Genomic DNA, 21,572 nt, shown 5'->3' on the forward strand with positions numbered 1-21,572 from the left:
ACAGGAGAGTCCCATGAAACTGTTGCATATCGATTCGAGCATCCTGGGCGACAATTCCGCCTCCCGCCAACTGAGCCGCGAAGTGGTCGAAGCCTGGAAAGCTGCCGACCCGAGCGTGGAAGTGGTGTACCGCGACCTGGCCGCCGACGCCATCGCCCACTTCTCTGCGGCCACCCTGGTAGCGGCGGGCACCCCGGAAGACGTGCGCGATGCAGCCCAGGCCTTCGAGGCCAAGCTCAGCGCAGAAACCCTGGAAGAGTTCCTGGCGGCGGATGCCGTGGTGATCGGCGCGCCGATGTACAACTTCACCGTGCCGACCCAGCTCAAGGCCTGGATCGACCGCGTAGCCGTCGCTGGCAAGACCTTCCGCTACACCGAAGCCGGCCCGCAAGGCCTGTGCGGCGACAAGAAAGTCGTGCTGGTGTCCACTGCCGGTGGCCTGCACGCTGGCCAGCCGAGCGGTGCCGGGCATGAGGAATTCCTCAAGGTGTTCCTGGGCTTCATCGGCATCACCGACCTGGAAATCGTCCGCGCCCATGGCCTGGCCTACGGCCCTGAGCAGCGCAGCCAGGCGATCGACGCTGCCCAGGCACAAATTGCCAACGAGCTGTTTGCGGCTGCCTGAGCCAGGTACCAATCGCTGACGCGGTAACAGCGGCCTGGTGTCGCGAAAAAGCCGCAAGGCGGCCCCGGAGATCTCGGCGATAACGCTGAAACCGGGGCCGCTTTGCGGCTTTTTTGCGACCCAGGCCGCGCCTGCATGGCCGCGTCGGCCTGGCGGTTGCTACAGGCCGTTTCTGCGCGGCTCAGTGACTCTCAGGCACGATCATCGACACCGGCGCATGGTGGGCCCGCTGGCGTGCCACCAGGTAGTACAGCACGCTCGGTACTACCAGGCCGATCAGCCACGATACATCCACACCGCCCAGGTGCTCGACCATCGGCCCCGTGTACAGCTTGGTGTCGATGAACGGCATCTGCACCAGCACGCCGACGCTGTAGACGATGATCCCGGGCCAGTTCCAGCGGCCATAGCGGCCCTGTGGGTCGGCGAGGGCAGGGATGTCGTAACGTTCCTTGGTGATGAAGTAGTAGTCGACCAAGTTGACCGCGCTCCACGGCACGAAGAACGTCAGCAGGAACAGGATGAACGACTTGAACGCGCTGAGAAACGAATGCTGGCCAAGCAGGGCCAGCAGGGTCGCGGCGCCGACGATTACCAGGACAAACAGCAGGCGCTGTAGCCGACTGATCGCCAGGTGGCCGCGAAAGCCGCTGATGATGGTGGCAATGCACATGAAGCTGCCATAGGAATTCAGCGTCGAGATGGTCACCTTGCCGAAGGCGATGCAGAAATACAGCAGCGCTGCGGTGCTGCCGGCACCGCCCAGGCCAACGATGTATGCCACTTCATGGCCGGCGAACTGGCCCCCGGCAATGGCCACGGCAAATACCCCAAGCATCATTGACGCCTGCGCGCCGATCACCGAGCCCAACCCTGCAGCAAGGAAAGTCTTGCCTGGCGAGGTGCTGCTTGGCAGGTAGCGCGAATAGTCGGCGACATACGGGCCGAAGGCGATCTGCCAGGATGCCGCCAGTGACACCGCGAGCATGAACGATGCCCAGCTGAAGTGGCGGTTGTCCAGTAGTTGCCCGATGTCGGCCAGCATCAGGATGCGGCTGAACAGGTAGACGAAGGCAATGATCCCCAGCACGCTGGCGACTCGCCCGATCCAGTGGATCACCCGGTAGCCGGCCAAGGTGGCGAGGACGATGACGCTGGCGAAAACCAGGATGCCGGTGCTGTCGCTGACGTCCAACAGTTGGCCGATTGCCTGCCCGGAGAGAACCGTGCCGGTAGCGGTAAAGCCCAGGTACATCAGGCACACCAGTACCATCGGTATGGCTGCGCCATAGACCCCGAACTGCACGCGGCTGGAAATCATCTGCGGCAACCCGAGGCGTGGGCCCTGGGCTGCATGCAGGGCCATGACCGCGCCACCGATCAATTGGCCAAGCAACAAGCCAATCAAGGACCAGAACACATCGCCACCGAGCACCACGGCCAGCGCGCCGGTCACGATTGCAGTGATCTGCAGGTTGGCCCCGAGCCACAGGGTGAACTGGCTGTATACGCGGCCATGGCGTTCAGCTTCGGGGGATGTAGTCGATCGAGCGCCGCTCGAATACGGGTTTGCTGGTCATTCGGTGGCTCCGCTTCATTGTATTTGTGTAAGCGAGTCAGTCATCGGTAGGGCGCGAGGCGGATGACGTTGGTCTCATGTGAGCATGTATATACAAGCAGGGTCAAGCGGGGACGTCGCGGATGGAACAGTGGCACTGTTGCGCAATGATGGGTCGCAACTGTGCCGGTCCCCAGTAGAGGAATAGCCTTATGCTGTAACGAAATATGTCTAAAAATGCCTGGAAGAAGGATGCTGCAATGCCGCTCAAGGACCTGTTGATTGCCCTGGTGGTGATCGTCGCCTGGGGAGTCAACTTCGTGGTCATCAAGGTTGGCCTCGATGGCTTGCCGCCGATGTTGCTGGGGGCATTGCGCTTCATGTTGGTGGCGTTCCCGGCCATCCTGCTGATCAGGCGGCCCCGGTTGCCCTGGCGCTGGCTGTTCGCCTACGGTGCGACCATTTCCCTGGGCCAGTTCGCCTTCCTGTTCCAGGCCATGTACAGCGGCATGCCGCCAGGGCTGGCCTCGTTGATCCTGCAATCGCAGGCGTTCTTCACCCTGGGGTTCGCCGCATTGTTCCTCGGCGAGCGGCTGCGCCTGGCCAGCGTGCTCGGGCTGTTGGTGGCGGCCAGCGGCCTGGCCCTGATCGGTTGCGAAGACGGCGGCCATGTGCCGATGCTGGCGCTGGCACTGACCCTGTGCGGCGGTGCCATGTGGGGCCTGGGCAACATCATTACCCGGCGCTTTGGCTCGGTTGACCTGGTGGCGCTGGTGATCTGGGGCGGGCTGATTCCGCCGCTGCCGTTCCTGGCATTGTCCTGGTGGCTGGAAGGGCCGGAGCGCATTGGCCATGCCTTGGCCAACATCGGTTGGAGTTCGGTGCTGGCCCTGGCTTACCTGGCGTTCGTCGCCACCATGCTGGGCTACAGCCTGTGGAGCAAGCTGCTGTCGCGCCATCCGGCTGGCAAAGTGGCCCCGTTCTCGCTGCTGGTGCCGGTGATCGGCTTGAGTTCGTCGGCGCTGTTGCTGGGCGAGCGGCTGACGGCAACGCAGGGCTGGGGCGCTTTGCTGGTGATGGCTGGGTTGCTGGTGAACGTGTTCGGCGCGCGCATCGGCCAGCGCTTGCGCGCGGTCAGCGCGTGAATCGGCGCTGCCGCTCTCTGCTAGAATCGGCCTCTTTTGCCAGGCCAATGGAGTGCACCCATGATCATTACCACCACCAGCCAGCTTGAAGGGCGCCCGATTGCCGAGTACCTGGGCGTGGTCAGCTCCGAATCGGTGCAAGGCATCAACTTCGTGCGCGATTTCTTTGCACGCTTCCGCGATGTCTTCGGCGGCCGCTCGCAAACCCTGGAAAGCGCCCTGCGCGAGGCCCGGGAGCAGGCTACCGAAGAACTGAAAGCGCGGGCACGCCAGTTGCAAGCCGATGCCGTAGTGGGGGTGGATTTCGAGATCAGCATGCCATCGGTACAGGGTGGCATGGTCGTGGTATTTGCCACCGGCACGGCGGTGCGCTTGAAGTAGCGCGTTCAGCCGCTGGTCGGGCCCGGTAATTCAGGCCGGGTAGTCCGCAAATGACCAGCTAGTCTGATTTCCACTGGTCGCGTTTACCTGGGCAACCCTTCTGGTTGCCGGCGCGTCCGCCACTGGAGGGAGACAGGGCATGAGCGAATCCTTTTTCGAAGACCTGAACGACGTGTTTCCGATCAACAGCCAGGTGCGTTGCGGCCAGGCGGCATTCCGCCTGGGTTTCGCCCACATGACGCTGGATGATTCCGAACAGCTCCAACCCGCCCACCTGCAGCGCAGCAAAAAAGGCCGCTTCATGCCGCGGGTGCCACTGAAGAAGTGACCCGCCCCAACAAGACCCCGCCGAACGGCGGGGTTTTTGTTGCTATTCGTTGATCCGCCTCATGGCATTGCCGGGTAGCACTCGCCGGATGGCCAAGACTGTGATTTCCTGACGCCGCATAGCGCAACGGAGGATCGAATGCTCATGCGAGTCAGGGAAGAGACTTATTGGCGGTGGGCTGACGCCCAATTGCATAGCCGCAGCCATGATGAAGCGCTCAGTGACGGCACCACGCTGGACGTGCAGGTGCGCCTGTCACGGCTGGGGGCGACCCAGTTGTTCCTGGGGTTGTATGCCGGGGATGGGCGGGCACTGCTGGAGGAGTATTACCCCGCGCGGCCTGGCGAGACCATGACCCGCGCCCTGGTCTGGGGTGTCGACCGTGCCCGGGCGATGGCCACCGGGGCCTTGCCTTTGCCGGAAACCCGCCACCGTCGGCGTCAGGCATGAAAAAGCCCGGCCTTGGCGGGCCGGGCTTGGTCAAGGAGGCGGATCCTCAATTGATCGAATCGATCACCTTGACGGCCTGCTGTTCGCGAACAGCGGGCCATTCTTGTTGCAGGGTCTGCAGGACGCGGCCGACGAACTCGGTGTCAGCGGCGGCCTTCTTGCCGACGTAGCCCTGGCCACGGCGGTAGACCTTGAAGCGGGCACGCATGCTGGGCAGGTGCTCTTCGAATTCATCTTCGACGGTATTCGGTGGCAGGCGGTCGAGGCGCACTTCACCGGTTTGGCTGACCCACAGCAGGTGGTCGTCAAGGCTGTCCTTGCGCATGGCGAACAGCTGGGCCAATTGGTCGATAGTCGGATTGTTGTTCAGGTTCATCATAAAGCCCCCATTACCCAGTCGTAGTGATTTTCACAGTTGGCGCTACCACGGTGTAGCGCACTACCAAGGCTGCTACAGCAGCATCGCAACAGGGGCTTTCTCACGCTGCCTTTTGGACAGTTTCCCTCTCCACGGACGGCCTGCGTTACCGCGCAGGCCGTCTGGAACACCCTTGCCACCGCTCCCGATCAGAGAGACGGCTTCATCATGCCCAAGGGCGATGAACGGCGTCAACCATTTTGTAGTGAATATTTTTCCTCACTACATTGTGTCGTTTTGTCCGACAATTGCTGCCGCCGCTACAGCCCTGAAAGGATCTCGAAGGCGGCGCGGACGCGGGCTTCGTTGGGGTAGTTGCGGTTGGCCAGTAACACGATGGCCAGTTGTTCGGACGGCACGAACGCGGCGTAGGCACCAAAACCATTGGTCGAACCGGTCTTGTTGTACCAGGCTGCCGCCAGCGCGGGCAGGGCGGGTTGCAAGCGTGTGGTCGCCTGCGGTTCGCGAATGAGCCGCGGGCTGTTGCCGTCGACCAGGGTAGCCAGCGTGACCGGATACGGGTAGCGCTCCCAGCCCAGGCCCTGGGTCATGGCACCGACCTGGAAGTAGCCCTGTCGGGTAATGGTTGTCGCTTGCACCAGGGCAGGGGGCAGGCCGTCCGGTTGCATGGCCAGGCGCACATAGCGCAGCAGGTCGCTGGCGCTGGTCTTGATGCCGTACGCCTCATCTGCGTACGGGCCGGGGCCGACCCGCACCGGCCTGTCGCTGGCGTCGTAGCCTTGGGCATACAGCCCCTGGGCATCGGCCGGGACCTGCAGGTAGGTGTTCTGCAGGCCCATTTTCGCCAGCAGGCCTTCACTCATCAGGGCCGAGAACGGTTGATGCTGGGCGCGAGCGGCCAGGTCGCCGAACAGCCCCAGGCTGGGGTTGGAATAGCAGCGCTGCGTACCCGCCTTGGCCCGGGGCTGCCAGTGGCGGAAGAAATCGACTACCTGCTGTGCGGTCTGCACCGTGTCCGGGAACTGCAACGGCAGGCAGTCGGCGCTATAGGCGCCCAGGTCCAGCACGCTCGCCTCGCCGAGAGGCGTCCCGGCCAGCGCAGGGTGATAGCGCTTGGCCGGGGCGGCGAGGTCCAGTTTGCCCTCGGCGCTGGCCAGCGCGGCCAGGGTAGCGGTGTAGGTCTTGCTCAGCGAACCGATTTCAAACAGCGTGTCGCGGCTGACCGGTACAGGGTCGTCCTTGCTCGCCACGCCGTAGTTGAAATAGTGCGCGTGGTCGCGGGCATAGAGCGCCACGGCCATGCCGGAAATGCCTTGTTCCTGCATCAGCGGGCGGATGATCCGGTCGACCTTGGCCTGCAGCTGGTCGTCGGCTTCGGCGGCGCTGTGGCCCAAGGCGAGGGTGAGGGCGGCTGCAACTGCGGCCAGGCGGGGGAAGGGCATGGGCGGGTCCTTTGCGGGAAGTGTCCGTTGAGCGATACCGGTGGGGGTTCCGGCGTTAGCGGTGAAAAGCCGAAGACCTTATCGTCTGCCCTTGGCCAATGACAAGACGGAAACTGTGATGAAGTATTTGCGCATGTTGTTCGACAATTTCACCCTGGCCTTGCTCGGGGTGGTCCTGATCGCCACCGTGCTGCCTTGCTCGGGCGACGGCGCGGTGTATTTCGGCTGGCTGACCAACCTGGCCATCGGCCTGCTGTTCTTCCTGCATGGGGCCAAGCTGTCGCGCGAAGCGATCATCGCCGGTGCCGGGCACTGGCGCCTGCACGGGCTGGTGTTTACCTGCACCTTTGTGCTGTTCCCGCTGCTGGGCCTGGCATTCAAGCCGCTGTTCGTACCGCTGGTGGGCAACGAGCTGTACCTGGGTGTCTTGTACCTGTGTGCCTTGCCGGCCACTGTGCAGTCGGCCATTGCCTTCACTTCTCTGGCACGCGGTAACGTGCCGGCAGCCATCTGCAGCGCGGCGGCATCGAGCCTGCTGGGCATCTTCCTCACGCCCCTGCTGGTCATGCTGCTGCTGGGCGCCAGCGGTGATACCGGCTCAGGCCTGGATGCGGTGCTGAAGATCACCCTGCAACTGCTGGTGCCGTTCGTGGCCGGGCAGCTCGCGCGGCGCTGGATTGGCGCCTGGGTCAAGCGCAATGCACGCTGGTTGAAGGTAGTGGACCAGGGCTCGATCCTGCTGGTGGTGTATACCGCCTTCAGCGAGGCGGTGGTCACCGGGCTGTGGCACACGGTATCGCCGCAGCACCTGGCCGGATTGTTTGCCGTATGCGCGATCCTGCTGGCGGTGGTGCTGTTCGGTACCCGCCAGTTGGGCAAGCTGCTGGGCTTTGCCCTGGAAGACCGCATCACCATCCTGTTCGCCGGCTCGAAGAAAAGCCTGGCCACCGGGGTGCCGATGGCTCAGGTGCTGTTCGTCGGCAGCGGCATCGGCGCGATGATCTTGCCGCTGATGCTGTTCCACCAGATCCAGCTGATGGTCTGTGCGGTGCTGGCGCAACGCTATGCCAGCCGTGAACAGCTGGCTGAAGAGGCTTCAGCAGCGTCCTGACGGGGCCCTGTCGCCGGCAAGCCTGCTGCCCACCTCGAGCGCATCGATCTCAAGTCATGGCTCTACTGCTGGCAGCTGGCTTGCCGGCGATAGCGCTGCGAAGCAACGCGTGGCTTACCTGGCCTGGCCTGAACCACGCTCGCGCAGCGCCTTGCGCACTTCAGCCTCGATCTTGTAGGCAGGCGCTTCCAGGTCGTCGTAGTTGCGCGTGTAGCGCCGGGCGAACTCTTCCACGCCCAGCTGCTGATACTGCTGCACATGCTTGAGCTCGTGTGCCCACAAGGCCACGTTGTCCTCGGCATCGGAGGGGCGGCGGAAGATGATCGTGTCGATCAGCGTCACGGCGTTCACGTCAGGGTTCTGCAGCAGCGCGTTGGCCGCGCTCATCTGCTGCTCGTCACCGACCCGGTAGCGCGCCGCGTCGAGCACGGCAAAGTCATACCAGGGTTCGAGCTGCGCGCGGATGTGCAACGGGATCGGTTGCACGCCGTTGGCGGTGGCCTCGTCGCGGGCTTGCTGCAAGGCGTAGGTCAGGCTGGACGAGGCTACGCTTTCCACATCCTTGAGGATCTGCCCGGCCTGGCCGGGGTCGATCGGGGCGCAGAAGCAGCCCATCAGGCAGACCTGATACTGCCCGGGCGGGCAAGCCTGGCCGGCCAGCGCAGGCTGGGCCAGCCCCAGCAGCAGCCCCAGCAGCATAGTGATCCGCTTCATTCAGGGCCTGTTCAGCAAGGTCAGAAATTCGCCGGGGTGTTGGCGCTGATGATCTCGGCCTCGTCCGGGCCGATGTTCTTGAAACTGTGCGGCAAGGTGGTGGGAATGTAGTAGCCATCGCCCGAGTTGAGCACGCTGACCTGGCCATCGACCCACAACTCGACGGTGCCGCGGGTGACCAGGCCACACTCTTCACCCTCGGCATGCACGATCGGCTCGCCCGAGTCAGCGCCCGGTGCATACAGCTCGCGCAGCATACGCATCTGCCGGCCTTCGACACTGGCACCGACCAGCAGCATGCGCAGGCCGTTGCGCCCCAGGTCTGGCTGTTCGCCAGCACGGAACACGTAGCGTTCTTCGCGCACCGGTTCGTCGAAGCTGAAGAACTCCGCCAGGCTCATGGGAATGCCTTCGAGCAGTTTTTTCAGGGAGCTGACCGAAGGGCTGACGCGATTCTGTTCGATCTGCGAGATCGTCGAATTGGTCAGCCCGCTGCGGCGGGCCAGTTCCCGTTGGGAGAGGTTGTTGCGTTCACGCACCAGTTTGAGTCGCGTCCCCGTGTCCATAGCCGCCTTGTAATCAAGAGGTGTCAAAAATAATGAGCGATGCGCATTAAAACACACTCTGCTCGCTTGCGCGCTGTGCTTGTCAGGCCCTTTGTTCGCGGGGCATCGGCCACAGCCCGACCAATAGCAACAGGGCCGCAACGGCGAGGAACGGCAAGCGTGGATCCAGCGCATACACCAGGGTGCCTGCCAGCGGCCCGACCACCGCGCCCATGCCCTGCGCCGCGCCGATGGAGCCGGCCGTGGCGCCTTGTTCCGAGGCGTGCATGGCGTTTGCCGCCAGCGCGGAAAATGCCGGGAACACGAAGCCCATGCCCGCGGCCGCGACAAAGTAGCAGGCCCACAGCCACGGCGCGGATGTTGCCAGCGCGCCGCAGGCAAAGCCCAGGGCCGACAGCGTGGCCCCGACCCGGATCATTTTCAGCGGCGGCCATTCCAGCTGGCGCAACAACACCTGTGCCAGGATCAGCGCCACGCCCACCGTGGTCAGGGCAATCCCGGCAGCCTGGGCGGCTTCGGTCGGGCCCAGGTGCAGGCGGTCGAGGGCGAAGAAACCAACGATGATCTGCGATACCGTGACACTGAGCATGGCGCAGAATGCCACCAGCAGCGGCCGGCGCAGGCGCGGGTCGGTCAGCCGCACCGGGCTGGGGGCATGGTGCTGCGCCAGCGCCTGCGGCTTGAGGCGCAACAGCAGGAGCAGAAAGGCACTGGCCGGCAACAGCGACAGGAGGTGGAACGGCAGGCTCAGGCTATGCCGTGCCAGCAGCGCTGCCAGCGCTGGCCCGACCACCAGGCCGACGGCATTGGCAGCGCCCAGCGCGGCCATGGCGCGGGCCCGGCGTTGGGGTTCGACATGGTCGGCGATCAGCGCGTTGCAGCCCACCGGGATGGCGGCATAGAAGGCGCCGATGCAAGCGCGTGCCACGGTCAGGCCGACGAACGCCAGGGTCGCTCCCGGCAGCCAGCGCAGAGCGCCTTCGACGAACAGGCACAACAGCCAGTACCCCAGGGTGAAGCCGGCACTGCCCAGCAGCAGCACACGTCGGCGGCCGAGGCGGTCCGCCGCGCGCCCCCAGGGGCGTGCCAGCAGCACCCAGACCACCCCCGCCACGGTCACTGCGGCACCGGCTTGCCAGGTAGCCATGCCAAGCTGGCGGGCAAGCGGGCCGATCAGCGCGACAAAAGCCATCATCGACAAGGTGCAGGCCATGTTGGCCAGCAACAGCGGGCGTAAATCCAGCGTGCTGGCAGGCAGCAGAGTGGCAGGGTCCTTTGCGAGGTTCATCAGGCAGTCCAGGGCAGTACGGCAAACAGTAAGCCGAATGGGCGGGCATTATCATCAATTGTCGAAGGCCCTGTCTGCCAACGGTCACGAGTTGCGGCGCAGGGGGCCTGGCCACATGCTACGCAACACGCCGTCACGGCGCACCCACGCGTGCATCAAGGCTGCAGCCACGTGCACCAGCACGGTGGCAAACAGCAGGTAGCCGGCCCAGCCATGGGCCTGGCGCAGCACGGCATACAGCTGCAGGTTGTGTGGGGCGATTGCCGGCAAACCCAGCGGGGGTGGATAACCACCCGCAGACAGCATGGCCCAGCCCAACAGTGGCATGCCCAGCATCAGGCCATAGAGCAGCACATGCGAAGCCGCGGCAGCCCAGCGCTGTGGCGCCGGCAGGTCGTGCGGCAAAGGCGGGTGAGGCACGCCCAGGCGTACCGCAATGCGCAGCACGACCAGCAGCAGCAGGGCCAGGCCGGTGGCCTTGTGCAGGCTGAGCAGCACGGTATGGCGTGGCGACAGGTCCACGACCATGCTCACCCCGATGAACAACATGGCCAGGATCAATAGCGCCATCAACCAATGCAACAGGCGGGCTAGCGGGTGGAAGGCTTCGGGTCTCATGGCTGGGCTCCAGTGCTGAGCGATTCACGACTGCGGCGGTTGAAGGATTCTGAATAGGCAGAGGAGCGAGCGGCGAGGATCGGGTCGTTGGACGCTTCTATACCTGTGGGCAGGATCAGCGGGTCGAAGTTGAGGTCACGGCAGGCACCTTGTTCGGGGGCATCGACCTGTTCCAGTACCAGGGTGCCGGCATCCACGCTGCGCCGTTCGGCGGGCCAGGGGCGGGCAGGGTCGTCCTGCGCATCGCCCGGGTCGGCCAGGACCAGGCGCAGGGTCCAGCGCAATGGGCCCTGGGCCAGGCGCTGCTGCAGGTCGTGTTGCAGGAACTGCTTGTCGTCGACCTGGGCAGGCAACGCGGCAAACGCGCTGTGCGGCTCAAGTTGCCAGCGTACCGGGTGGGCGGTGCCGGCGCTGTCGATCAGGCGGAAGGCATTGATGCTGTGGTACTGCGTGCTGGCAAAACTGTTGCTTGGCTTGTAGCTGGCCGCCCATTGGCGAAATGCTGCACTTTCCGGATGGGCGGCGAAGAATGCCTGCAGTTTGCCTGGGTCCGGTTTGCCGGTGGCCGGGTCGGGCGCGCTTGCCAGCACTTGCTCATAAAAGCCCTGCGGTGTGCTGACCGCCAGCACCGGCGGGTTGTTCATGCCGGTACGCCAGACCTGGCCGTCGTCGGTGCTGAACTGGATGGCCAGGCTGCGTACCGGTATGCCGGTGTCCGGGGCGAACGGGTTGGCACCGCCGATGGCGAAACGGCCGGTCACCGGCACCCGTTGCTGGCTGAACACGCGCGCTGTAGACAGGCTGGCGGCCTGGCCGCTGGCCTGGAAGTAGCCACTGACGCACAGGCCCTTGGCGTGGTTCTTGCGGTAGCCCGGGTAATGCCCGGCCTGCGCTTCGAACGTGTCGATGATCCGTTGCGGGGTCAGCCGAGGCTGGCCGAGCCAGCCGGCGGCATAGGCAAAGCTGGCGCCGGCGGCCAGCACCACGGCGCCGATGGCGGCCAGGCGCAGGGCCAGGGCTTGGCCGTGCAGGGGTGATTTCATGGTCAGGGTCCGATTCAGTGAAGGTGCCGGTACGACGGCGTCGGCTAAAACTTATTCCCTCGAGGGGAATAGAATGTGCGCACAGGCGTCTGCTACCTACACTGACCAACCCAGAGGCCGGACCTTGCCATGCACGACCTGGACGACCACCAGTGGCGCGAACTGCTGGCCCGCCTGCGCCGCTTTGCCGTGTGGCTGACCCGCGAGCCGGGCAGCGCCGATGACCTGGTGCAGGCCACGGTCGAGCGGGCCCTGAGCCGGCGCGACCAACAGCGTGACGCCGATGCGCTGCGCGCCTGGCTGTTCACCATTCTTTATCGGCTGTTTCTCGACGGTAAACGTCGCGAGCGCCTGCATGCACGCTGGCTGTCCTGGTTCGGCCGGGGCGAACGTGATGAAGAGCCGGTTGGCGACAACCTCGAAGCCATCGTCCAGGCCCAGGCCGACCTGCAGGCGTTTGCCCGGTTGACGGCGGAGCAGCGTGCCTTGCTGCTGCTGGTGACTGTCGAAGGCCTGAGCTACAAGGAGGCCGCCGAGGCGCTTGGCATCCCCATCGGCACCGTGATGTCGCGCCTGTCGCGCGCACGCAATGCCTTGCGCCAACTGACCGAGGGTGCCCCCCAGCCACCGGCCTTGCGGAGACTGAAATGACGCGCCTGATCCCCAGCGAAGACGAATTGCACGCTTATGTCGATGAGCGCCTGGAGCCTGCGCGCCGCGCCGAAGTGCAGGCCTGGCTGGCGGCCAACCCGCAGGCAGCGGCCAAGGTCGAGGGCTGGCGTGCCGATGCCCGCCGCTTGCGCGCGGCGTTGGCCGGCTTTGCCGACCTGCCGGGGGCGGCGCAACTGGACCTGGACCGGTTGCGGCGGCAAGTACGCCAGCGCCGTCAACGCCACTGGGCCACGGCTGCGGTGCTGTTGCTGGCACTGGGGGTGGGCGGGCTGGGCGGTTGGCAGGTGCGCGAGGCGACCCTGGCGCAGGCGATGCTGCCGATGGCCGATGCGCTCCAGGCACACCGCCTGTTTGCCGGCAGCGAGGCGTTGGATATCCAGGCCAGCGACCCGGCGCAATTGCGCGCCTGGCTGGGCCGGCATTTCAGCCGCGTGGGCCAGTTGCCGGACCTGGCAGGGTATGGCTTCAAACCGCTGGGCGCGCGCCTGCTCAGCAATGAGCAAGGGCCGGCGGCGCTACTGGTGTTCGAGGATGGCAAGGGGCAGCGCATCAGCCTGTTCCTGCGCTCACCGGGCGAGCAGTACCGGCGCATGCCGGATGGGCAACGGGTGGATGGCCAGCTGGAGGCGCGGTACTGGTCGCACGGGGCGTACAACTTTGCCTTGGTCAGCGCCGCGGACGATGTGCGCGGTGCTGGGGTGGGGGAGGCGTTGCGCTTGGGGTTGTGAACGAGCAGATCGAGCACGGCGCTCGCTTGCCCTTGACGCATCCGGTTCAACCACCTGGGGGCTGCGCGGCAGCCCCGGCGATCAGCTCAACTCCAGCCAGATCGGCGCATGGTCCGAAGGCTTTTCCATCCCGCGCAGCTCGTAGTCCACGCCGGCGGCCTTGAGCCGTGGCACCAGGTGCTGCGACGCCATGATCAGGTCGATGCGCAGGCCGCGCTTGGGCTCGTCCTCGAAACCACGGCTGCGGTAGTCGAACCAGCTGAAGCGGTCGGCCACGTCCGGGTGCAGGTGGCGGAAGCTGTCGACCAGGCCCCAGCCCTTCAGGCGCTCAAGCCACTCCCGCTCCTCTGGCAGGAAGCTGCACTTGCCGGTCTTGAGCCAGCGCTTGGCGTTGTCCGGGCCGATGCCGATGTCGCAGTCCTGCGGCGAGATATTCATGTCGCCCATCACCAGCAGTGGCTGGTCGTTGCGGAACTGACCTTCGAGCAGCGCCTGCAGGTCACCATAGAAGCGCTGCTTGGCCGGGAACTTGGTGGGGTGGTCGCGGCTCTCGCCTTGGGGAAAGTAGCCGTTCATGATGGTGATCGGGTTGCCGTCGGCATCGGCGTAGGTGCCCCAGATGAAGCGGCGCTGGGCGTCTTCCTCATCGGTGGCAAAGCCCTTGTGCAGGCTCAGCGGCGCCTGGCGCGACAGCAGCGCGACGCCATAATGGCCCTTCTGGCCGTGGTAATGCACGTGGTAACCCAGTGCCTGCACGTCGGCCTGCGGGAACTGATCGTCGCTGACCTTGGTTTCCTGCAGGCCGATCACGTCCGGCTGGTGCTTTTCGATCAGCGCCGCCAGTTGGTGCGGGCGGGCTCGCAGGCCGTTGATGTTGAAACAGACGATCTTCATGGAAAGACAATCCCGGTAAAAGCCGCGATGCTAGCCGACATCGCTTGTCACCACCAGCATGGCGGCTTCGCGGAGCGGCTGCTAACGTGCTTTGCAGGGGGTGAACGATGCACGCTGAGGCACCTCCAAGGCACTGTCTGCCCATTCCAGGAGGTTTGCTCGCAATGCCCGAAACCACTGCCGCTCCGGCGCGTGTCTGCCTGCTCGACGACGGCTACAGCCGTGAAGCGCGTTCGCTGCTGTACAACGCCTATCGCCACGAACCGACCTTCGCCTATATCTTCGAGGCCCAGCGCCCAGGGTATGAGCGGCGCCTGCGGGTGATGGTGCGCGAGTGGGTGCGCCAGCACTTCTACCTGCAACTGCCGGCCATCGGCCTGCTGCTGGAGGACCGCCTGATCGCCCTGGCCCTGATCGTGCCGCCGCTACGGCGGTTGGGCGTGGCCGACAGCTGGGCCTGGCGCCTGCGCATGATGCTGGGCACCGGCCTGCGCTGCACCCGCCGCTACATGGACTACCAGGCGGCCCTGGCCAGCTGCCTGCCCACCGATAAGGTCCACGTACTGCCGCTGCTGGGGGTGCACCCGCAGTTCCAGGGCAAGCAGTATGGCGAGCAATTGTTGCAAGCCGTGCACGACTGGTGCGCTGCGGACGCCAACACCCAGGGTGTGCTACTGGACACCGGCAACGAACACTACCTGGCGTTTTACCAGCGCCAGGGCTATGAAGAAATTGGAGAGGTGGCTGTAGGGCCAATCCGAGAGCGGGTGTTCTTTCATCCCAACCCGGTCGCTTCCGATTCTGCTTTCGCCTGAGCGGGCAGCGCAGCGGCTCACTTGAGCGCGCGGCTCTGGTAGCATGCGCCGCATGACGTATTCAGGAAGATTGACCTGGGGCCTGGTTATCTGGGCCGCCAGTTTCGCAGCATGGGGCCAGAGCGAGTTGCTGGTGAAGGTAAAACCGGCCAACAAAGCGCTCAAGGCCAATGTCGAAGGCTACATCGGTACCCTTGGCGACCGCGATGAAGAAGCGCTGCTGCGCTTCAGTCGCGGCGCCCAGGAGCAGGCGCGCAAAGCCGCACAGGCACTTGGCTACTATCAGGCCCAGATCGATACCGAGGTCAAGCCTGCCAGCGCGGCTGACGGTTCCCCGCAACTGATCATCAGCATCGACCCGGGCGAGCCGATTCGCCTGCGCAACGTGACCGTGCGCATCGAAGGCCCGGCCAGCGAGCTGAAGGCTTTTCGCATGCCCGACAGCAAGGCGCTACGGGCAGGGGAGCAACTCAACCATGGCCATTACGAAGATGCCAAACGGCTGATCCAGAACCAGGCGTCGCGCTATGGCTTCTTCAGTGGGCGCTTCAGCCGCCAGCGCCTTGCGGTCGACCCACAGGCTGGCGTGGCCGACATCGAACTGGTCTACCAGAGCGGCCCGCGCTACCGCCTGGGCGCCGTCACCTTCGGCGGCGACACCCCGCTGGACGATGACCTGCTGCAGCGCATGGTCTCGTTCAAGCCAGGTACACCCTACGACTCCGAACTGGTCGCCGAACTGAACAACGACCTGCAGTCGAGCGGCTACTTCGAAGGTGTGCGGGTGGATGCGGCGCCCACCGCGGCCGTCGGTGAGGAAGTCCCGGTGGATGTTCACCTGCAGACACGCAAACCGCGCACCCTGGGCCTGGGCCTGGGTTTCTCGACCGACGTTGGCCCTCGTGGCAAGGCCAACTGGACTCGCCACTGGGTCAACCCGCAAGGCCACAGCTACGGCTGGGAAACCGAACTGTCGGCACCCCGGCAGAACGTCGGCCTGTGGTACGACATACCGCTCGACCCGCCGCTGACCGACAAGCTGCGCTTCGCTGGCGGTTACCAGAACGAGGAACTCGCCGGCACCGATACCCTGAGTAAACTGCTGACGGTCGGCCCCGAGTGGCACAGCAAGCTGCCCAGCGGCTGGCAGCGGGTAATCTCGCTCAAGTACCAGCGCGAGGAGTATCGCCTGGGCGACGATTCCGGGTTGAGCAACCTGCTGATGCCGGGCGTGAGCTTTTCCTTCTTGCGCAGTGACAACCGCATCGACCCGCACAACGGCTACCGCCTGCAGTTCGATGTGCAGGCCGCCAAGGAAGGGTTGGTTTCGGACACCAACCTGCTGCATGGCAACGTGCTGCTCAAGGGCCTGACCACCCTTGGCCACAACCACCGGCTGCTCGGCCGGGTGCAGTTCGGGGGCAGTGCAACCAATGGTTTCAAGAATAACGTGCCGCCATCACTACGCTTTTTCGCCGGTGGCGACCAGAGCGTGCGCGGCTACGACTACCAGACCCTGTCGCCTAAAAACAGCGATGGCGACCGCATTGGTGGGCGCTACCTGGTAGCCGGCAGCGTCGAGTACCAGTATTCGTTGACCGAAAAGTGGCGCCTGGCGACCTTCGTCGATCAGGGCAACTCGTTCAACGACCTTGAGCTGCCGAGCCTGAAGACCGGCGTCGGTTTTGGTGTGCGCTGGGTATCACCGGTCGGGCCGTTGCGCCTCGACCTGGCCAGGGCGCTGGATGACGACGGCGGCATTCGCCTGCACTTTTCCATGGGGCCCGAGCTGTGAAGCGTGTAATCAAGTATCTGCTGAGCGGCCTGCTCGGGGTAATTGCGAGCCTGGGCATTGCAGTGGGCCTGCTGTTGGGGACCGAGGCTGGCAGCCGCTGGGTGCTGGGCCAGGTGCCAGGGCTTGAGGTGACTGACTTCCAGGGCCGTCTGGCCGGTCGCTGGCAAGCCAGCCAGCTGGTCTGGGCCGACGGTGACAGCCAGGTCGAAGTGCAGGCAGCGTTGCTGGCCTGGTCGCCTGCCTGCCTGCTGCGTGCCACCTTGTGCATCGGCCAGTTGCAGGCACAACGCATCGACATGGCCTTTGCACCCGGTGCCGAGCCGGCCGAGAGCGGCCCGCTGCAGTTGCCGGCCTTGCGTTTGCCGGTGGCTGTCGAGTTGGGTGAAGTCAAGGTCGGCCAGTTGCGCCTGGACGGCAGCGACCTGCTTGGCGACGTGCAACTGGCAGCGCACTGGACCAGCAGCGGGATGCGTATCGACAGCCTGCAGCTGCAGCGCGACGACCTGCAGTTGCAGCTGCAGGGTAACCTGCAGCCCGAGGGTGACTGGCCGGTGCAACTCCAGGCACAGCTGCAGTTGCCTGCGGTAGACGGCAAGCCCTGGCAGCTGGCGTTGAGCGCCAGCGGGGGATTGCAGACTACCTTGGCGCTCACCGGTAGCAGCAGCGGTTACCTCGACGCCACGCTGAACGGCCAACTGCAGGCGCTGGCCGAGCATCTGCCGGCAACCTTGCAGATTCGCTCCGAGGCATTCAAGCCAGCCGGCTCGCTACCCGACACCTTGCAGTTCAACCAGCTCAGCCTCGATGCCAAGGGCAACCTGCTCACGGGTTACAAGGTGTCGGGCTCTGCCAGCCTGCCTGCCGAGCAGTCGCCAGTGGCCTTGCTGTTGTCTGGCGTGGTCGACAGCAAAGGGGCCAGGCTGGATGCCCTGGACCTGAGCGCCAGCGATACCCAGCGTATCAAGCTGCAAGCCAGCGCCGACTGGCAGCAGGGCCTGGTCAGCGACGCGCAACTGGACTGGCAGGACTTCCCGTGGCTGCGCCTGTACCCGCTGGAAACGCCGCCTCAGGTCACGCTCAAGCGCTTCACCGCCCAGGTGCATTACCGCGATGGCAATTACCAAGGTACTTTCAATGGCGACCTGGACGGCCCGGCCGGGCCGTTCAGCCTGGCCAGCCCGTTCCAAGGGGACCTGAGCCAGGTCAAGCTGCCGCAGCTGGCGCTGAGCGCCGGGCAAGGCAAGGCTGAAGGCAGCGTCGCCGTGGGTTTTGCCGAGCACCTGGCATGGGACGTTGCCCTGCAGCTTTCGGCACTCGACCCGGCCTATTGGCTGGCCGAGCTGCCAGGCACCTTGGCCGGGCCGCTGCGCAGCAAGGGCGAGCTCAAAGGTAATGCGCTGAGCCTGGAGGCTCAGCTTGACCTGAAAGGCCGCCTGCGCGGCCAGCCGGCTGTGCTCAAGGTCGACGCCCAAGGGGCAGGGGAGCGTTGGACGCTGGGCGCCTTGGCCGTGCAACTGGGTGATAACCGGATCAATGGCAGTGGCAGCCTGCAGCAGCGCCTGGCCGGGCGGATCGACCTCGACCTGCCGCGGCTGGGCCAGTTGTGGCCAAGGCTGCAGGGCCAGGTCAAGGGCCGGCTGGACGTCGCCGGTACCTTGCAGGCCCCGCAAGGTACCCTGGCCGTGCAAGGCCAACGGCTGGCCCTGGCTGACAATCGCCTGCAGCAGCTGGGCCTGGATGCCCGGCTGGACAACGCCCAGCGCGGCGTGGTCGCACTCAAGGCCAGCGGCATCCACCTGGGTGACACGGCATTGGGTGACCTGCAGGCCAACGGCAAGGGCGACATTCGCCAGCAAGCCCTGACCCTGGCGCTGGACGGCCCGCAACTGAAGCTCGACCTGGGCCTGGATGGCCAGCTGAACAAGGGCGACTGGCGTGGGCGCCTGGCCAGCGGGCGGATCCAGGCCGGAGGCCAGGATTGGCAGTTGCAGGCACCGGCGCGCCTGCAGCGGCTGGCCAACGGCCAGCTGGACTTCGGCGCCCATTGCTGGCGCTCCGGCCAGGCCAGCCTGTGCGGCGACGATCAGCGCCTGGCCCCCGAGCCACGCTTGCGCTATCACCTCAAGCAGTTCCCGCTGGACAGCCTGGCCCAGTGGCTACCGAAAGACTTCGCCTGGCAGGGCCTGCTCAACGCCGACATCAATCTGGACATCCCGGCCAGCGGCCCCAAGGGCAGCATCGTCGTCGACGCCAGTGGCGGTACCCTGCGCGTGCGTGACAAGGACCGTTGGGTCGATTTCCCCTACCAGGCCCTGCGCCTGGACAGCATGCTGGCGCCGCGGCGTATCGATACCCGCCTGGTGTTCCGTGGCCAGCGCCTGGGTGAGCTGAACGTCAATACCCGCCTCGACCCGCTGGGCAGGAACAAGCCGTTGTCAGGGGATTTCCACCTGGCCGGCCTTGATCTGTCAGTGGCGCGGCCGTTCCTGCCGATGGTCGAGCGCCTGGCCGGGCAGCTCAATGGCAGCGGGCGGCTGTCGGGCACCCTGTTGGCGCCGCAGGTCAACGGCAACCTGATGCTGCGCGGCGGCGAGGTCAGTGGTGCCGAGTTGCCGGTCAGCTTCGACAACCTGTCGTTGCAGGCGTTGATAGCCGGTGAGCAGGTACAGCTCGAAGGTGACTGGCGCAGTGGCGAGGCGGGGCGTGGCCAGTTGCGTGGCAACCTCACCTGGGGCCAGGCACTGGGCATGGACCTGCGCCTGCAAGGCCAGCAGCTGCCCGTTACGGTGGAACCCTATGCAACGCTGGAGGTTGCCCCGGACCTGACCCTGCGCCTGATCGATGACAAGCTGGCAATTACCGGCAAGGTTCAGGTACCCAAAGGCACGATCACCGTGCGTGAGTTGCCGCCGTCCACGGTAAAAGTGTCGGAGGACACGGTGATCGTCGGCCACCAGACCGAGGAGGGCACAGCGCCCATGGCGATGGCCATGGACATCGACGTCGAAGTGGGGCGCGAAAAGCTGTCGTTCAGCGGCTTTGGCCTGAAGGCCAATCTGCTCGGCCATGTTCACATCGGCGACAACCTTGATACCCGTGGCGAACTGAGCCTGGCCGATGGCCGCTACCGTGCCTACGGCCAGCGCCTGACCATTCGCCGCGCGCGGCTACTGTTTGCCGGGCCGATCGATCAGCCGTACCTGGACATCGAAGCCATCCGCAAGGTTGACGACGTGATTGCCGGTATCCGCCTGACCGGCAGTGCAGAGCAACCCACTACCAAGGTGTTCTCGGAGCCGGCCATGAGCCAGGAACAGGCGTTGTCATATCTGGTGCTGGGGCGGCCACTGGGCGCTTCCGGCGAAGACAGCAACATGCTTGCCGAGGCGGCTTTGGGCCTGGGCCTGGCCGGTAGCGCCGGCATCACCGGCAGCCTGGCTTCAAGCTTGGGGATCGACGACTTCCAGCTGGACACCGAAGGTTCCGGCACCACCACCAGCGTGGTCGCCAGCGGCAACCTTACCGAGAAACTGAGCCTGCGCTACGGGGTAGGGGTGTTCGAGCCCGCCAACACCATTGAGTTGCGCTACAAGCTGAGCAAGAAGGTCTACCTCGAAGCTGCCAGTGGGCTGGCCAGTTCCCTGGACATCTTCTACAAGCGCGACTTCTGAGCCGCGCAAGGGGCGGCGGTCAACGGACGGTGGCCGCCTCGATGAACTCGTTGGTATCGGGCGAGGGTGGCGGGCTGGGGGCGCGTACCGGAATGATCAGGTTGGTGTACTGCTCGATCAGCCGGCTGAGGGCTTCGGGTGGTTCGCTGGCCTGGAACTGCATGCGGATCTGCACTTCGTCGGGGTCACGGCTTTCCCCTTGCCGGCTCTGGCCACCTATCGTGACCTTGAAGCTCGCCGAATTGTTTTCGCCAGCGCTCAGCAGTGCCTGTTGGGCTTCGGTGCCTTTGACCCGGACCGACAGATCGACCTGCATACGCTCCAGGGCCAGGCCCTTGGGCGAGACCAGCGCGAACAGCGGCACGCGCATGATGTGCTGGCCGTCCATGGCTACCTCGACCATCTTGGCTTTCATGGGCGCGCCCAAGGTTTCGGTATCGCAATCGAAGAACTGGTCAAACAGGTTGATGTACTGCTGCGCGATAAGACTATTGGTAGCGCTGGCGGCTTCTTGCAGGCCACGGGTAATTTCGCGCAGGTCAATGGAAGTCATCGGGGCGGGAACTTTGCTCACTCACTTGGCTCCTCTGGGCAGGTAGTTCCCCCACCACACGGATGGGGGAGGTGCGGTTTTGTGGCTCAAGAAGCTGCGGTGGCGGCTCCTGCACCAGCACCGGCTCCAGCGCTGGTGCCCTTGTTGTTTAGCGTGTCGGCCTTCGAGATCGCCTCGGGGCTTTCCAGTTTTGCCGAGTTGGCGACGGTCGGTTTGGTGGCAGCGTCGGTAAGGAAGTCGATCACACGCATCAGCGCTTCTGGTGGTTCCTGGCGCTTGATGGTGGTATTGAAGGCATAGCGGGCGCGGGTATCGGTCTTGCGGGTTTGCGTGGACTTGTGGCTGATGCTGCCTTTCATGTTCAGTCGGAACGGCCCCCAGCCCAGCGAGGCGGCCATCGAGCCGCTCTTGTCGCTGCTGGAGGAGTCTTCCGCCGACTGTTGGATGGTCAGTTCGAACTCGACTTTACCTTCTTCGATGGCAATGTTCGGGTGGGTGATGGCCGCCAGCAGCGGCACCTTCATGGTCTTGCTGACTACGCCCTTGTATTCACCCTGTTCGTCGACGATGGTTTCGTCGTAGTCGAACTGGATGGCGACTGCCTTGCCGTCCTGAATGCAGACTTGCATCAGGAAGTCGGCGTACGACTTGCTCGCGGTGACCTGGGCCTGGACCATCGCTTGCAGCGGGCCGGCAATCATGCGATCCATCGGCAAGGAGTTGATCACGGATCCAATGAGGCTGTTATCTATCATGACTGGTCTCTCTTTCTGGTTGGGTGTGACAAGCGATCGTT

The 21,572-nt window shown here is 64.9% G+C and carries 21 protein-coding genes and 1 pseudogene; 11 read left to right on the forward strand and 11 right to left on the reverse strand.

The features are described from left to right. Window positions 1-13: 13 nt before the first annotated feature. Window positions 14-625 (forward strand): FMN-dependent NADH-azoreductase, encoded by a 612-nt coding sequence (locus ACJA3S_RS11770; protein WP_406821965.1) that lies wholly within the window; start codon window positions 14-16, stop codon window positions 623-625. 181 nt (window positions 626-806) lie between these two features. Here the strand turns inward: ACJA3S_RS11770 and ACJA3S_RS11775 are convergent. Beyond that, a pseudogene (locus ACJA3S_RS11775) lies at window positions 807-2,205 on the reverse strand (purine-cytosine permease family protein). A gap of 238 nt (window positions 2,206-2,443) precedes the next feature. Between ACJA3S_RS11775 and ACJA3S_RS11780 the strand changes: the two are divergent. The 4 genes from ACJA3S_RS11780 to ACJA3S_RS11795 all read left to right on the forward strand — a co-directional run bounded on the left by ACJA3S_RS11780 (window position 2,444) and on the right by ACJA3S_RS11795 (window position 4,487). Beyond that, the gene (locus ACJA3S_RS11780) at window positions 2,444-3,328 is read left to right on the forward strand and encodes an EamA family transporter (RefSeq protein WP_406821966.1); all 885 of its coding nucleotides are present in this window, start codon (window positions 2,444-2,446) and stop codon (window positions 3,326-3,328) included. 60 nt (window positions 3,329-3,388) lie between these two features. After that, a complete protein-coding gene (locus ACJA3S_RS11785) occupies window positions 3,389-3,709 on the forward strand; it encodes a YbjQ family protein (protein ID WP_406821967.1) in 321 nt (106 codons plus the stop codon). 139 nt (window positions 3,710-3,848) lie between these two features. After that, complete coding sequence (locus tag ACJA3S_RS11790; protein ID WP_085626612.1) at window positions 3,849-4,037, forward strand: hypothetical protein; 189 nt, start codon at window positions 3,849-3,851, stop codon at window positions 4,035-4,037. Window positions 4,038-4,175: 138 nt separating this feature from the next. Then, on the forward strand, window positions 4,176-4,487 hold the full coding sequence (locus ACJA3S_RS11795; RefSeq protein ID WP_170029674.1) for a hypothetical protein: 312 nt from the start codon (window positions 4,176-4,178) through the stop codon (window positions 4,485-4,487). A 46-nt stretch (window positions 4,488-4,533) separates the two neighbouring features. On the opposite strand, the gene ACJA3S_RS11800 is transcribed toward ACJA3S_RS11795, so the two are convergent. Both ACJA3S_RS11800 and ampC read right to left on the reverse strand, forming a co-directional pair. Further along, window positions 4,534-4,866, reverse strand: a complete 333-nt coding sequence (locus ACJA3S_RS11800; RefSeq protein WP_186684916.1) for a hypothetical protein — start codon at window positions 4,864-4,866, stop codon at window positions 4,534-4,536. Window positions 4,867-5,165: 299 nt separating this feature from the next. Then, a complete protein-coding gene (ampC, locus tag ACJA3S_RS11805) occupies window positions 5,166-6,308 on the reverse strand; it encodes a class C beta-lactamase (RefSeq protein WP_406821968.1) in 1,143 nt (380 codons plus the stop codon). 118 nt (window positions 6,309-6,426) lie between these two features. On the opposite strand from ampC, the gene ACJA3S_RS11810 reads away from it, so the two are divergent. Beyond that, window positions 6,427-7,419, forward strand: coding sequence for a bile acid:sodium symporter family protein (locus tag ACJA3S_RS11810; protein WP_406821969.1), 993 nt, complete (start codon window positions 6,427-6,429; stop codon window positions 7,417-7,419). A 114-nt stretch (window positions 7,420-7,533) separates the two neighbouring features. Here the strand turns inward: ACJA3S_RS11810 and ACJA3S_RS11815 are convergent, their stop codons facing one another. From ACJA3S_RS11815 to ACJA3S_RS11835, 5 genes are all read right to left on the reverse strand, one after another. After that, window positions 7,534-8,133 (reverse strand): DUF4157 domain-containing protein, encoded by a 600-nt coding sequence (locus tag ACJA3S_RS11815; RefSeq protein WP_406821970.1) that lies wholly within the window; start codon window positions 8,131-8,133, stop codon window positions 7,534-7,536. Between the two features lie 20 nt (window positions 8,134-8,153). Next, window positions 8,154-8,699 (reverse strand): cupin domain-containing protein, encoded by a 546-nt coding sequence (locus ACJA3S_RS11820; protein WP_087500627.1) that lies wholly within the window; start codon window positions 8,697-8,699, stop codon window positions 8,154-8,156. Between the two features lie 82 nt (window positions 8,700-8,781). Then, entirely contained in the window at window positions 8,782-9,987 is a 1,206-nt protein-coding gene (locus ACJA3S_RS11825) for an MFS transporter (protein WP_406821971.1), read from the reverse strand. A gap of 84 nt (window positions 9,988-10,071) precedes the next feature. After that, on the reverse strand, window positions 10,072-10,605 hold the full coding sequence (locus ACJA3S_RS11830; protein WP_406821972.1) for a cytochrome b: 534 nt from the start codon (window positions 10,603-10,605) through the stop codon (window positions 10,072-10,074). After that, on the reverse strand, window positions 10,602-11,654 hold the full coding sequence (locus tag ACJA3S_RS11835) for a catalase family peroxidase (RefSeq protein WP_406822242.1): 1,053 nt from the start codon (window positions 11,652-11,654) through the stop codon (window positions 10,602-10,604). The genes ACJA3S_RS11830 and ACJA3S_RS11835 overlap by 4 nt, the downstream gene beginning before the upstream one ends. 123 nt (window positions 11,655-11,777) lie before the next feature. Between ACJA3S_RS11835 and ACJA3S_RS11840 the strand changes: the two genes are divergently transcribed. Continuing rightward, window positions 11,778-12,299 (forward strand): sigma-70 family RNA polymerase sigma factor, encoded by a 522-nt coding sequence (locus tag ACJA3S_RS11840; protein WP_406821973.1) that lies wholly within the window; start codon window positions 11,778-11,780, stop codon window positions 12,297-12,299. After that, complete coding sequence (locus ACJA3S_RS11845; protein WP_406821974.1) at window positions 12,296-13,048, forward strand: anti-sigma factor family protein; 753 nt, start codon at window positions 12,296-12,298, stop codon at window positions 13,046-13,048. Before ACJA3S_RS11840 ends, ACJA3S_RS11845 begins: the two co-directional genes overlap by 4 nt. 81 nt (window positions 13,049-13,129) lie before the next feature. On the opposite strand, the gene xthA is transcribed toward ACJA3S_RS11845, so the two are convergent. Beyond that, entirely contained in the window at window positions 13,130-13,942 is an 813-nt protein-coding gene (gene xthA / locus ACJA3S_RS11850; protein ID WP_406821975.1) for an exodeoxyribonuclease III, read from the reverse strand. 164 nt (window positions 13,943-14,106) lie between these two features. Here xthA and ACJA3S_RS11855 point away from each other — a divergent pair, with 164 nt between their 5' ends. Genes ACJA3S_RS11855 through ACJA3S_RS11865 form a run of 3 tightly spaced genes read left to right on the forward strand, consistent with a single transcriptional unit; the run spans window position 14,107 to window position 20,223 of the window. Continuing rightward, window positions 14,107-14,757, forward strand: coding sequence for a GNAT family N-acetyltransferase (locus ACJA3S_RS11855; RefSeq protein WP_406821976.1), 651 nt, complete (start codon window positions 14,107-14,109; stop codon window positions 14,755-14,757). 52 nt (window positions 14,758-14,809) lie between these two features. Next, window positions 14,810-16,552, forward strand: coding sequence for an autotransporter assembly complex protein TamA (locus tag ACJA3S_RS11860; protein WP_406822243.1), 1,743 nt, complete (start codon window positions 14,810-14,812; stop codon window positions 16,550-16,552). Continuing rightward, window positions 16,549-20,223, forward strand: a complete 3,675-nt coding sequence (locus ACJA3S_RS11865; RefSeq protein WP_406821977.1) for a translocation/assembly module TamB domain-containing protein — start codon at window positions 16,549-16,551, stop codon at window positions 20,221-20,223. The genes ACJA3S_RS11860 and ACJA3S_RS11865 overlap by 4 nt, the downstream gene beginning before the upstream one ends. Window positions 20,224-20,242: 19 nt before the next feature. Here the strand turns inward: ACJA3S_RS11865 and ACJA3S_RS11870 are convergent, their stop codons facing one another. Together ACJA3S_RS11870 and ACJA3S_RS11875 are read right to left on the reverse strand one after the other, a co-directional pair. Then, entirely contained in the window at window positions 20,243-20,797 is a 555-nt protein-coding gene (locus ACJA3S_RS11870; protein ID WP_406821978.1) for a DUF2589 domain-containing protein, read from the reverse strand. A gap of 65 nt (window positions 20,798-20,862) precedes the next feature. Further along, complete coding sequence (locus ACJA3S_RS11875) at window positions 20,863-21,531, reverse strand: DUF2589 domain-containing protein (protein ID WP_406821979.1); 669 nt, start codon at window positions 21,529-21,531, stop codon at window positions 20,863-20,865. Window positions 21,532-21,572 lie beyond the last annotated feature (41 nt).

This window comes from Pseudomonas sp. KnCO4 (genome assembly GCF_045344305.1).
Classification (GTDB): Bacteria; Pseudomonadota; Gammaproteobacteria; order Pseudomonadales; family Pseudomonadaceae; genus Aquipseudomonas; species Aquipseudomonas anuradhapurensis.